This is a genomic window from Kamptonema formosum PCC 10802, assembly GCF_000332335.1.
Taxonomy (GTDB): domain Bacteria; phylum Cyanobacteriota; class Cyanobacteriia; order Cyanobacteriales; family Oscillatoriaceae; genus Oscillatoria.
The window spans coordinates 6287944-6300798 of the sequence record NZ_KB235948.1; the positions used below are offsets into that span (position 1 = coordinate 6287944).

The 12855-nt window shown below is 54.3% G+C and carries 12 protein-coding genes; 7 read left to right on the plus strand and 5 right to left on the minus strand.

What is annotated here, in order from left to right:
* Positions 1–125: 125 nt before the first annotated feature.
* A complete protein-coding gene (locus OSC10802_RS51285) occupies positions 126–347 on the minus strand; it encodes a hypothetical protein (protein WP_155968467.1) in 222 nt (73 codons plus the stop codon).
* Positions 348–394: 47 nt separating this feature from the next.
* Between OSC10802_RS51285 and nblS the strand changes: the two genes are divergently transcribed.
* Positions 395–2359, plus strand: coding sequence for a two-component system sensor histidine kinase NblS (gene nblS, locus OSC10802_RS42110; RefSeq protein ID WP_044171704.1), 1965 nt, complete (start codon positions 395–397; stop codon positions 2357–2359).
* A gap of 406 nt (positions 2360–2765) precedes the next feature.
* Here nblS and OSC10802_RS0127730 read toward each other — a convergent pair whose 3' ends face one another.
* A complete protein-coding gene (locus OSC10802_RS0127730; RefSeq protein WP_017720038.1) occupies positions 2766–3131 on the minus strand; it encodes a zinc ribbon domain-containing protein in 366 nt (121 codons plus the stop codon).
* Positions 3132–3268: 137 nt separating this feature from the next.
* Here OSC10802_RS0127730 and OSC10802_RS0127735 point away from each other — a divergent pair, with 137 nt between their 5' ends.
* Complete coding sequence (locus tag OSC10802_RS0127735; RefSeq protein ID WP_017720039.1) at positions 3269–3592, plus strand: phasin family protein; 324 nt, start codon at positions 3269–3271, stop codon at positions 3590–3592.
* 210 nt (positions 3593–3802) lie between these two features.
* The gene (locus OSC10802_RS0127745; RefSeq protein WP_026098881.1) at positions 3803–4369 is read left to right on the plus strand and encodes an FKBP-type peptidyl-prolyl cis-trans isomerase; all 567 of its coding nucleotides are present in this window, start codon (positions 3803–3805) and stop codon (positions 4367–4369) included.
* Between the two features lie 86 nt (positions 4370–4455).
* On the opposite strand, the gene dnaB is transcribed toward OSC10802_RS0127745, so the two are convergent.
* The 3 genes from dnaB to gloB form a co-directional block, all read right to left on the minus strand.
* Entirely contained in the window at positions 4456–5799 is a 1344-nt protein-coding gene (gene dnaB / locus OSC10802_RS0127750) for a replicative DNA helicase (RefSeq protein ID WP_445727647.1), read from the minus strand.
* Positions 5800–6105: 306 nt separating this feature from the next.
* Positions 6106–6564 carry a 50S ribosomal protein L9 gene (gene rplI / locus OSC10802_RS0127755; protein ID WP_017720043.1) on the minus strand — a complete coding sequence of 153 codons (459 nt, stop codon included), beginning with the start codon at positions 6562–6564 and terminating at the stop codon, positions 6106–6108.
* 154 nt (positions 6565–6718) lie between these two features.
* Positions 6719–7492, minus strand: a complete 774-nt coding sequence (gene gloB / locus OSC10802_RS0127760; protein ID WP_017720044.1) for a hydroxyacylglutathione hydrolase — start codon at positions 7490–7492, stop codon at positions 6719–6721.
* 124 nt (positions 7493–7616) lie between these two features.
* Between gloB and OSC10802_RS0127765 the strand changes: the two genes are divergently transcribed.
* From OSC10802_RS0127765 to OSC10802_RS0127780, 4 genes are all read left to right on the plus strand, one after another.
* Positions 7617–7904, plus strand: a complete 288-nt coding sequence (locus OSC10802_RS0127765) for a hypothetical protein (RefSeq protein WP_017720045.1) — start codon at positions 7617–7619, stop codon at positions 7902–7904.
* Positions 7905–7998: 94 nt separating this feature from the next.
* Positions 7999–9372 carry a glycosyltransferase gene (locus OSC10802_RS0127770; protein ID WP_232731764.1) on the plus strand — a complete coding sequence of 458 codons (1374 nt, stop codon included), beginning with the start codon at positions 7999–8001 and terminating at the stop codon, positions 9370–9372.
* Between the two features lie 101 nt (positions 9373–9473).
* A complete protein-coding gene (locus OSC10802_RS0127775; protein WP_017720047.1) occupies positions 9474–10661 on the plus strand; it encodes a glycosyltransferase family 4 protein in 1188 nt (395 codons plus the stop codon).
* Between the two features lie 142 nt (positions 10662–10803).
* Entirely contained in the window at positions 10804–12810 is a 2007-nt protein-coding gene (locus OSC10802_RS0127780) for an ABC transporter ATP-binding protein (RefSeq protein WP_017720048.1), read from the plus strand.
* Positions 12811–12855: the final 45 nt, after the last annotated feature.

A 12855-nucleotide genomic window follows, 5' to 3' on the forward strand; every position in this document is an offset into this window, starting at 1 on the left:
AAAGCTCCCGCCGCACGCCTCAACTATCATATCCGGTCAATTTGCGATCTAAATTTTTACTGTGGCTCTTCCTTGTTTCAACGCCTTGGCGTCCCTTCACGGGAGCGGTTCATTATTAAAGTTAATCAATCAGACGTAATATTCCCGTCCCTCTCACCAGCTCGCGCCAAGATTGGGATGGGAATTGACCCCAGATGAATTCGCCACCCGCATGCGGAAGGCTGCCGGTGGCCGAACTGCCGGCAAGACGTGCCAAAATAAAGCCGTGCGGCTATAATGTCGGAGACGAGCCCACTGCTGCCCCACAGGTTTTCCCGTTTCCCGTTCAGGGAACAGGCAGCAGCCATCTGGCATCCCAAGTTTGGCTTACGATAGTTTCTACTGCAGACACACCTTGCTAGCCCAATTGAACCTAATTAGAGAAATTATCGCTCGCTGGTGGTCGGAAATCACCCTGAGGACGCGGCTGATGGCGGCGGCGGCCTTAGTGTTCTCCGTGGTGATGAGTGGCCTAACTTTCTGGGCGGTCAACACAATTCAGCAGGATGCCCGTCTGAATGATACCCGCTTTGGCAGCGATCTCGGCCTGCTGCTGGCGGCGAATGTTGCGCCGCTGATTGCAGAAAACAAGCAGTCAGAGGTGGCCAAATTTTCCCACCGCTTCTACAGCACCACCTCCAGCGTGCGCTACATGCTCTACGCCGACGAAGAAGGCAATATCTTTCTGGGAATTCCCTTTTCTGAATCTGAGGTGCAAAACTCCCTGACGATTCGCCGGCGGATTCAACTTCCAGAGAACTACGCCAGCAGTTCAGAGATCCCTCTAGTGCGGCAGCACCGCACGCCAGATGGCGAGGTCACGGATATCTTTGTGCCCCTGAAGCATGAGGGCAAATATCTGGGAGTTCTGGCAATTGGCATCAACCCCAACCCCACCCTGATCCGGTACTCCAATCTGACGCGAGATTTGACAATCGCGGTTTTTGTGTCCATCTGGGTGATGGTAATCCTGGGCGCGGTGTTTAACGCCCTGACAATCACTAAGCCGATTAAGGAATTGCTTAAGGGAGTGAAAAATATTACCGCCGGCAATTTCAAGCAGCGGATTGACTTGCCCCTGGGAGGAGAGCTGGGGGAGCTGATCCTCAGCTTCAATGAAATGGCAGAGCGGCTGGAGCGCTATGAGGAGCAAAATATTGAGGAGCTGACTGCAGAAAAAGCCAAGCTGGAAACGCTGGTTTCGACCATAGCGGATGGGGCTGTGCTGCTGGATACCAACCTGCAGGTGATTTTGGTCAACCCGACAGCGCGGCGGATTTTTGGCTGGGAGGGCAAAGATTTGGTGGGGGAAAATGTCTTGCTTCACTTGCCCAAGTCGGTGCAGCTCGAGCTGATGCGACCGCTGTACCAAATTGCCAGGGGCGAGCGAGAAGCGGCGGAGTTTCGCATCACGCTCACAGAGCCGGTAAACCGCACCGTTCGCATCCCGATCGCCACGGTTCTCGACCAGTACCGGGAGAGCATCAAAGGTATTGCTATGACGGTGCAGGACATCACCCGCGAGGCAGAACTCAATGAAGCGAAGAGCCACTTTATCAGCAATGTCTCCCACGAATTGAGAACGCCGCTGTTTAATATTAAATCGTTTATCGAAACCCTGCACGAGTTCGGGGAAGATTTGAGCGAGCAGCAGCGCCGGGAGTTTTTGGAAACGGCGAATAACGAGACAGACCGGCTGACTCGCTTGGTCAACGACGTTCTTGACCTGTCGCGCTTGGAATCCTGCCGCATCTATCACTTTGATGCGGTAGATATGGGGCAGCCAATCGAGCAGACGCTGCGCACTTACCAGCTGAATGCGCGGGATAAAAAAATTGAACTGATACAAGAGGTTGAGCGGGACTTGCCGCCGGTGCTGGGCAACTACGATTTGCTGCTGCAAGTGCTGATGAATTTGGTCGGCAATGCCCTGAAATTCACTGAACCGGGGGGACGGGTGGCGATTCGCGCTTACCTGCTGGATGGGCCATCGGGATCTCACTCGCCCGCTGTGCGGATTGAGGTTTCTGACACCGGCATCGGGATTGAGCCACAAGACCAAGAGGCGATTTTTGACCGCTTCTTCCGGGTGGAAAATCGGGTGCACACCCTAGAAGGCACCGGCTTGGGTCTGTCGATTGTCAGGAATATTATTGAGAAGCACCACACCACCGTGCGCCTGGTGAGTGAGGTGGGTGCCGGCACGACGTTCTGGTTCGACCTGGCGGTTTTTCAGCACTCTGGGGTGCCGGTGGAAAATCAGCCGGCCTCTGAAGCACCCCCGCAACCGCCGGCAGCTGAACCGATTCCGGCCAGGTAGTCAGGGGCGCGATTGACGCACCCCTGCCCTCAAGCTGTCTGGACATTGGGCATTGGCAACTGCATTGCGGCCAGATAGAGCGCATTTAATTTGCACTATACATTGACACTCGCTCCCAGTATGTGCATTATATAGCAGCAGCCACTTAGGTTCGTACATTTCGGCCTCTGAAGCACCCCCGCACTCCGGCTCCTACTGTCCTAACCCATATTACTACTAGGATATAGACGCAGGGCAGGCGGGACGCCCCCCTGAAGGTCTAATGTTTTAACCTAAGTGCATACTGCTATAAAACAGTCTAGGAGGCTCTGTCTCCTTCGAGCAGATAAGCAGATTAAAGGTTTTGACCGCTTTGGGGAGGAAAGCCAGAAAAAAGGCGGTTTGTGAGATGGCTGGACCTGGGCTCTTAGCCCCGCGACAGAGCGAGCAGGAAACTGATCAGTCCCAACCCGATTAAAATCAGGACAGCGGGATTTTGCCGGCACCAAGCTCTCACGAGTTGCAGCCGGCTGGCCCGGTAGCGGCTGGCCGGCGGCTCAACCAGTGGCTGAGACTTGTCGTGGTAGAGGGTGCAGGTTTTGGCGTAGGGGCGCTGGGGGAAGTTGCAGGTGCCGTCTTCGTGGTAGGTGCAGCTGTCGCAGAGAAATTCTTCCGATCCAGAGCGGTACAGGGGGATGCCGGGATGGCCATAAGCCTTGAGTTCCGTGCGGCAGTAGGGGCAGGCGATGGCCAGGGCATCAGTCGGTTGATGGCACTTGGGGCATTCAGGCATCGGCAGGAATGAGGAAATATCGCTTAGAGGATATTTTGACAGAATAGAACTGGAGGCTGGAAGGGTTCCGACTCAACCCGGAAGCTTTGTGGCTGCCTTTGGGCTGCCTTTTTCTAACCAGGTGACAGGAAGACAGGATGGATAGCAATAATTTGCTCAAGCAGCTGCTGATGATTGGCATTGGCACCACTTCCCTCGTGGCGGAGAAACTCCGGGAAGTGAGTGAGGAGTGGGTCAGAGATGGCAAGCTCCATCCAGACCAAGCCAAGAATTTTGTGGACGATCTGATGAAGCAGCTCAAGTCAGAACAGGGAAACTGGGAGACGCAGATGCAGCGGCAATTGCGCAATGCCCTGCAGGATTTGGGCGTTCCCCGCCAATCTGAAATGGATGAGCTGCGGGGGCGTCTCGACCGGCTCGAGCGCCAGGTGCGCGATCTGGAAAATAAACTGTGGCGCTGAGCGTGCCGGCATTTTTGGCCCCCACTGATTTTAACCGCTTCCGAGGCAGCGGGCGCACAAACGGCAAGAGGGGGAAGGTGGGAAAAGCGGGAAGTCAGTGGCGGTGAGCGTGTTGCGGTCGCTACAGTTGGGCGCATTTGGGATTAAACTGAAGAGCGTACCTGAATTGTAAGCCGGGCAGGTAAGTTTATAAGAGCGGGGAGGACTGATTTGCGAGAAATTCTTATTGCGTTGGGGGTAATGCTTGCTTGCTGTCTGGTGATAGTGGTGACTCAACTGAGCGCCAACCGGCCTGCAGCAAGTGTGGCAGAAATGCCACCGACCGCACCACAAATGGTTGTGGCCACGAAAAGCAACGATCCAGTCGGTCAAGATACGATAACCGAAGCGCTAGTCGCTAGCGCTGACAGCAGCAATACGGAGAATTCTAAACCTGTGATTACTACAGATTCCGGCCTCAAGTATATCGATGTGACGGAAGGAACCGGGGCGACGCCCAAAACCGGCCAGACGGTGGTGGTTCACTACACCGGCACCCTGGAAAACGGCAAAAAGTTTGACAGTTCCCGCGACCGGGGGCAGCCTTTCCAGTTCCCAATTGGTGTGGGCCGAGTTATTAAAGGCTGGGATGAGGGTGTCGGCACGATGAAAGTCGGCGGACGCCGGGAGTTAATAATTCCCCCGGAATTGGGTTACGGTGAGCGGGGTGCCGGGGGAGTCATTCCTCCCAACGCCACCCTGAAATTCGATGTGGAATTAATCAGGATTGCTGGCTAACTGACTGTTTCAGAAACCTGGTTTCTTGTGTTAAACCTCGGGTCCTGAAACCGGGTTTCTTCCAGCAACCCGGTTTCTAGGATTTCTCAGTGCCGCTGGGGATTGGCGAGATTTCGGAAGCGAGTGAATTGCGGGTCAAAGAGCAACTTCACAGTGCCGGTGGGACCATTGCGGTGTTTGGTAATAATCACTTCTGAAATTCCCCGGTCAGGGCTGTCCGGATTGTAATATTCATCCCGATAGAGCATGATCACGATATCCGCATCTTGTTCGATGGAGCCTGACTCTCTCAAATCAGACATCATCGGGCGCTTGTTGGTGCGAGACTCCACCCCCCGGCTCAGCTGAGACAGGGCAATAATCGGCACCTGCAATTCGCGAGCCAATCCTTTAAGCGAGCGCGTAATTCTAGACAGTTCTTGCACGCGATTGTCAGTATTTCCCCCTTCCATAAGCTGCAAGTAATCTATCAAAATAAGGCCCAGCGCCCCACCTTGGTCAGCTTGCAGCCGGCGAGCCTGAGAGCGCATTTCAGTGACGGTAATATTGGCAGTATCGTCAATGAAAAGGGGCAATTCAGAGAGAGTGCCAATAGCGCTGCTCACCGATTCCCACTCATTTTGAGCGATTCGGCCAGCCCGCAGCCGGTTGCTTTCAATTCCCGCCTCACTGGAAAGCAGCCGCAGCCCCAACTGTTCCTTAGACATTTCCAGGCTAAAAACAGCCACCGGCAGCTTGTGAATCGTGGCGATTTTGTGAGCGATTCCCAGAGCGAAACTCGTCTTTCCCATTGCCGGTCTGCCGGCGACAATAATTAAATCCGAACGCTGAAAGCCGCCGGTCATCGCATCCAGGTCATAAAAATTGCAGTGCAATCCTGGGAGCGCCACACCCTGATTGCGGCTTTCAATATCCTGAAAGGTATAGATGAGCGTTTCGGAAAGGGGAATCAAACCCTGCTGGGGTCGCTCTTGAGTGATGGAAAAAACGGTTTGCTCTGCCCGATCCAGAACTGCGGGAAGTTCCGTAGCTGTTTCGTACCCCAGAGCGATCACTTCGTGACCGGCTTGTATTAACTTGCGGCGCAAATATTTATCCACCACCAAAGCCGCATATTGGTCAATATTAACAGCGCTGACCGTGCGGTCTACCAGCTGTGCCAGCTTGCTTTGCCCGCCCACTTTTTCGAGCTGGTTGTGGTCAGAAAGCCACGCCAGCACGCCTAGCAAATCTGTAGGCTTGCCTTTGCCGTGGAGTTCGGCAGCCGCTCGATAGATAGTTTGATGGGCGGTCAGAGAAAATACTTCTGGGCGGAGAATTTCAGCGACCCGATTTATGGCTTCTGGGTCGAGCAGAATGCCTCCCAGGATGCTCTCTTCAGCTTCAATATTCTGAGGTGGCAGGCGGTCGCTGAGGGATTGAAAATTCATATTGCTAACCATTCCCTTCAGATGTTAGAGCGATTGTATAGCCGTTATAAATGAATTCCGAGACGCCTCTCTATTTCCTTGGCGCTCTTGGCGTCTGCCCAGCGGGCAAGCCGCTGGCGCGTCTATGGCGGTTTCTAAAAAAATAATTCTCACAGCTCAATTCTAACCGCTACACATGACAGTTTAATAAAAACCGCAGATGAACGCAGAAGTAGATGAACGCAGATACTTATAGAATCCCAAAAACATCTGCGTTTATCTTTGTGCTTCTGCGGTGGCACTCATGCCAAACTAGGCAGCAGGAAGCTAGAGGGGGGTGACTTGAATTTCAACCACGGCTGTAACTTCAGGGTGCAACTTGATGTCAGCTTTGTAGGTGCCAAGCTTGCGAATATCGGGCAGGGTAATGCCGCGCCGGTCTACTTCCTGATTGGTGGTCGCCTGAATCACGTCGGCCACTTCTTGAGTGGTCACGGTACCAAAGATGGCGTCGTTTTCGCCGACTTGCTTTTGGATGAAGAACTGACCGGCAGCTTCCAGGGCTTTCTTGCGAGTTTCGGCCTGTTGCTTTTCTTCGAGAAGGCGCTGGCGCTCCAGCTCTCTGCGCCGCTCGACTTGCTTGAGAATGCCGGGGGTGGTGCGGACGGCTAGCCCTTGGGGGAGCAAATAATTGCGAGCGTAACCGGGAGCGACTTCAACCAGGTCGCCAGCTTTTCCCAGCTTGCTGATATCCCGATTCAAAACTAACTGAACACGTTTCGCCATTGTCTTTACCTGTTCTCGACTGCGCGTACTGCGTCAGGGGAGGGTGTGTTGGAATATAAGGTGGAACATCCTATGGTAGCGAAATATGAGGGTCGAGCGCAACTAGCCGGCGCGCGGTCGCGGGGGGCACCGGCAGCATCCCGGGCCAGAGCGGCTAAAACCGGTCCTTCATGCCCCGCAGGCGGGCAAAGGTTTGCACCGGCTCGCTGCTTTTGACAGCAGCTTGCAGGGTGGGGCTGTCCCAGCGCAAAAATGGATTGGTGCGCTTTTCAACGCCGAGCAGGGAGGGGACAGTAGGCTCCGACCGGCGGCGGGCTTCCTTAACGTCCCGGAAACGCCGCTGCAAGTCTGGGTTGTCCCCATCTATGGTGAGGGCAAATTGCAGGTTTTTCAGGGTGTACTCGTGGGCGCACCAGACTCGGGTGCTGTCCGGCAAGTCCCGCAGTTGGCTCAGGGAGGCGACCATTTGCGCCGGCGTGCCCTCAAAGAGTCTGCCGCAACCGCCGGCAAACAGGGTGTCGCCGCAGAATAAATCGCCCGCCTCAGCGGGTGCGGTTGGGGGAAAGTAGTAGGCGATGTGGGCTATTGTGTGGCCCGGGAGGAAGAGGACTTGGCCTGTGCTGCCGGCAAACTGAACGCAGTCGCCTTGTTGGAGGAACACCTGCTGTCCGGGGATTCTCCCCCTGTCCTCTGCCCCCCCACAGATTTGGACGGTGGGAAAGCGTTCCAGCAGCTGCTGGTTGCCGCCCACATGATCCCGGTGGTGGTGGGTGTTAAAGATGGCCACCAGCTGGGCTCCTAGGGCTTGCAGCTTTTCCAGCACGGGTCCTGCTTCTGCGGGATCAACAGCAGCGGCGATATTTTGCTGCCGGTCGTGTAGCAAAAAGATATAGTTGTCAAAGAGTGCGGGGAGCAGGTGCACCTGCATGAACAATCACCTCCATAACAGCTTTGGGTGTGGGCCAAAGATGCGGTCTGCCGTCAATGCCGGCAGAAAAAGCATCAGACTGTCTTGAGTTCCTTAGAATGATTGTTAGCAGCGGCTTGCGCCAATGGCCAGCCCACTGCACAGAGAGCCGCCAGGGGAGCTTGGCCTTGCGCCCAATCGAGACTTCAAGGGAGACTATATTAATATGGTAAGGACAGGTCAGGGGAAATCCAACGTAACGATTCATCAATTGGTCGAGCGAGTGCTCGCCGGTGATAAAATTACCGCTCAGGATCATCTGCAGCTGACTTCGGCAATTCTCTCTGACAGCCAAATCACCGACGAGGACCGGCGTCAAATCAACCGGATCTTTGAAAGCATTCAAATGGGCCGGATGAAGCTGGTGTGCTAAAGTGCCGGTGAAGAAATCTCAGAAACCGGGTTTCTTTTGGCTAAGCGGCAGAGAAAGCGGGTTTCTCAGGCACAGGCAGCCGTCATATTTCTCAATGTTTACCGCTAATGGCTGTGACATGAAGTTAATTCACACCAGTAGCTGGTACTTTCCCGACACCTCAGGCGGCGTAGAGGTCTACCTGGAGGCTCTGGTCAAACAGTTGCAAAAAGCGGGAATTACCAGTCTAGTCGCCGCCTCTCGGCAGGGAACGCAGGAAGACAGTTACGTCGAGAGGGGGGTAGAAGTTTATCGCTATCCTTTATTTCCCAACCCGACCAAGGCAGAGACTGGCCAGCAGAAACCGCCTGAGGGGTTTGAATATTTTGCCAATTGGCTGAGGGCCCACAAAGCGGACGTCTACCACCAGCACTCTTGGCGGTTTGGCTGCGGCGCGCACCACCTGGCGCTGGCCCGCAAGCTGGGGATGGCCACTGCCGTCACGGTTCACCTGCCGGAAGGCGTATGCCTGCGGGGCACGATGATGCGCAACGGACAGACGCCTTGCGACGGATGGATTGACCCAGCTCGCTGCGGGCACTGCACCGGCGTTCCGGAACGGGTGCCTTCCTGGGCGGCGCGGGCGCTGAGTGGCGTGCCTCTGGGGGTGGCAGCGGCAGCGGAAAACCGGCTGCTGTCTTCAGGCAATGTGCGGTTGCGCCAGCTGGGCAGAGCGGTGGGCATACCCTCCAGGGTCAGGGGGCACCGGCAGCGGCTTGTACTGGCCTGCCAGCTGGCAGACCGGATTGTGGCCGTCTGCCAGTGGCTGTATGATGCTTTCTTGGCTAACGGGGTGCCGGAAGAAAAATTGGTGTTGTGCCGGCAGGGCGTCGCCGCTGCGGGCCAAAAGACGGTAAAGCCCCACCGGCAGCCTGGCGCACCCCTGAGAGTTGGCTTTTTGGGGCGCTGGCACCCAGACAAGGGGGCGCAAGTTCTGGCTGAGGCGATCCAGCGACTGCCGGCAGATATCCCCATCGAACTGGTGATTCACGGGATGGTGCAGGGGGAGGCGGACAGGATGAATCGCGACAAGGTGCTGGCGGTAGCGGCTAAGGACAGTCGCATTCGGATCGCCGAAAAGCTGTCGCGAGAGGAGGTGCCCTTCGCCGCCGCCGGTTTCGACTTGCTCGCCGTACCGTCCCAGGGGTTTGAAACCGGCCCTCTGGTGGTGCTGGAAGCCCATGCCGCTGGGACTCCTGTACTCGGCTCGAAGTTGGGGGGCGTCGCTGAGCTAGTCCGCCACGGCACCGATGGCTGGCTGGTGCCGGCATCTGATGCCGGTGCGTGGGCGCAAGCGCTGGCCGACTTGGCCACTCAGCCGGATTTACTGGCCAAACTGCGGCAGGGGATCGGGCCGGTGCGCACCATGAAGGACGTTGCGGCAGAAATGGCGGCTATTTATGAAGATATTGTCAAGCAGCGGTATTAATTTTCATTTCCGAGCCGCTGGCTGGGAATGCTATCAGAGAGGCTTCGCTCCTGGGACTCCCCGGGAAAGGGACTTTGGGAATCAGCCACGGACAGCTAGCTATGCAGCATCAAAGGTCGCCCCGCAAGTTAAAAGTTTCCATCCTGTCGCCCACGTTGTGCAAAGGCGGAGTTGACCGGGCCTATCTGCTCGGTCAAGTGTTGCAAAAATTGAATTTTGATGTTATAATATACGGCTTTCTATTTGGAGGAAAAATATATCCGCTTCCCCCGGCGAACATGCCGGTGGATTCGGTGCCTGGGGGGACTTATCCGCAGCTGTTCGCCCGTGCGGGGCAACTCTTGCATAAAATTGATGGAGACATAATTTATGCGGTAAAGCCAAAACCGACCAGCTTTGGTATCGCTTTACTGAAGAAACTGGGCACCGGCAGGCCGGTTATCCTCGATATTGACGACTGGGAGCTCAGCTGGCACGGGGGAGACGAGTGGGAGTACCGTCCGGGTTTGAAGCAGTTGGCGAGAGACATCCTGAAAAAAGACGGTGCCTTAAGGGATGCCTCTCATCCTGTCTATCTAAAGTGGATGGAGAAGTTGGTGTCCCGTGCGGATGCGGTTACGGCAGACACTAAATTCCTGCTGGAGCGATTTGGCGGCACCTATTTACCTAATGGTAAGGATACTTCCTTGTTTGACCCCGCTCAATACGATCCAGACGGCAGCCGAGCTAAGTACGGTTTGGCTGGCTATCGGGTGCTGATGTTTCCCGGTGCGCCCCGCCCGCACAAGGGGCTGGAGGATGTGCTGGTGGCCCTCGATATGCTGAATCAGCCGGATTTAAGACTTGTGATTGTAGGGGGAAATCCGTATGATGACTATGATGATAAACTGATTGAACGGTGGGGGCGCTGGATTGTCAAGCTGCCTGAGGTGCCGGTGGAGCGAATGCCAGAAATCGTGGCGGCGGCGCATGTTGTGGTTGTCCCCCAGCGGGATACGCCTACGGCTAGGGCGCAATTTCCGATTAAACTGACGGAGGGGATGGCAATGTCTAAGCCAGTTTTGGCGACAAGAGTGGGAGATATTCCAGAAATCTTAGGTGACACCGGCTATCTGGCGGAGCCCGGTTGCCCAGAGCAGCTAGCTGATCGGATTGAGTCGATATTTCAGGACTTCCAGTCAGCCAAGGAACGGGGCGTCAAGGCTAGAGAAAGATGTATAGAGCGGTACAGTGCCGGTGCGATGTCCGCTATCATGTCCGAGGTGATTGCAAATTTACAGTTAGGCTAAATACAGGCAGTCCAGTTCTATTAAGGTTTTCAGGAGCGGGGAGTGAAATAAGAATTTTATGGTTGGTTAGGATGGCTTGAGGACAGTTGTGAAATAAAAATTTTCCCAACATTGCGGAGAAATATTTACTTAGAGATGCTGTATGTTTCTGCAAAATAATCTACTTCTGAGATTTGGCAAAAGTTACCCTCGGAAAATTTTATTAACTCTAATCCTAGGGGCATCAGGCGCTATTTTTAATGGGGTGAGTACCACACTGATTGTGCCAGTCATTTTAAATATTTTAAATCAATCCATTGATTTACAAGGATCTCCGCCCCTTATAAAAGCTCTGATGTTTCCCTTTGCCGGAGTTCCAGAAAGCTATCGTTTGACAGGAATGGCAGGCGCAATTGTATTAGCAATTGCTTGCAAGAACTTTGCCAACTATGCCAGCAGTTTAGTATCAAGTTCACTGACGCGCTCCCTGACCGCTGATTTGCGGGAAGCGGGAGTGCGGCTTTTATTGGATGTGGACTTGGATTTTTACTCCAAGATGAAAGTGGGGGATTTAATCAACCGGCTGGGAGGAGAAGTAAACCGGACAGCGAATGCTATCAGCATCTCGATACAAATTGGGATTGTCTCAATCACCATTTTAGTTTTTGCGGGACTGCTGCTGGCCATTTCCTGGCAGCTGACGCTGGCTTCCACTCTGCTGTTCTCTCTAGTCGTTTTAGTGAACCAGTACGCCATAAGCCGCTCCAAGTCTTTTGGCAAGCTACTGTCAGAGGCATCTTCAGCGTATTCAGTGAGGGTGCTGGAAATACTGAGCGGCATTAGGCTGGTAAAAGCTACGAGGAATGAAGACAGAGAATATCAACAGCTTAAGCGGTTAATTCGCGAGCGGGAAAAAGCTGATTTTCTATCTCAAGCGAATGAGGCAGCCATTGCACCCGTGACCGAGGTTTTCAGTCTTGTCGCTTTGCTGTCGATCGTCTTTCTGGGGCGAATATTCTTCGCCGCACAGCTTGAGTCCCTCTCAGCCGTTCTCCTCACCTATTTATTGGTGCTGTTTCGACTGCTACCCCAGCTTTCCCAGCTGAATAACGCTCGCAGCCAATTGGCGAATACCTCCGCCAGCGTCGAAGTGGTGAATGACTTCTTGCGGCGGGACAATAAACGGTTCATGGTAAACGGCTCTCTTCCCTATACTAAATTGCGGGAAGGTATACATTTCAAGAACCTGTCGTTTGCTTACCCCGACTGTGAGGATTTGGTTCTCCAGGATATTAATTTATCCCTGCCGCACGGCACAACGTTGGCTCTTGTTGGCGGATCGGGTGCCGGCAAGTCAACTTTAGCAGACCTTTTACCCAGATTTTACGACCCCACGTCAGGCTGCATCACGCTTGATGGAAAAGACTTGCGGGAATTTAGCCTGAAAACGCTCAGGCAAGCGATGGGGATTGTTAGCCAAGATACATTTTTGTTTAATGACACCGTTCGCAACAACATTGCCTACTCCAAGCCCGACGCCACGGATGAGGAAATTATAGAAGCCGCTCGGCGAGCGAATGCCTTAGAATTTATTGAACACTTACCGCAGGGTTTGAATACGCTGATTGGAGATCGGGGGGTGCTGCTGTCGGGAGGGCAGCGCCAGCGAATTGCTATCGCTCGCGCTTTACTGCAAAACCCGGAAATCCTAATTTTAGATGAAGCGACAAGCGCCTTAGATACAGTGTCAGAACGCTACGTCCAGTCAGCGATTGAAGAACTGAGCCGGGACCGCACCACCCTCGTGATTGCCCACCGGCTGTCTACGGTGCAAAAAGCCCATCAAATTGCCGTGCTGGAGCGGGGGCGCGTCGTGGAGGTTGGCACTCACGATGAACTGCTTCGCAAAGCAAGCGGTTATTACGCTCGTTTGCACTCCCTGCAATTCCTAGAAGATACAAACCGCGATCAACAGCTGATCAAAGCGTCCTATGAAGTCCGGTCCCGTCTCAACCCCATGATTGGTTTCCTCAAGTTAGTGCTTGATGGTATGGTAGACTCTCCAGAAGAGCGAGACGAATTAATCAAAGAATCTTTCCATTCCGCCACTCGGGTTCTAAAAATATTAGAGCTCATAGAACAGCATGTCAAGCAGCGGCAGGCTTCGTAATGCCAGTTCGCCCTCGCAAGCGCAGGGGAGTAGACGAGCGGGGGC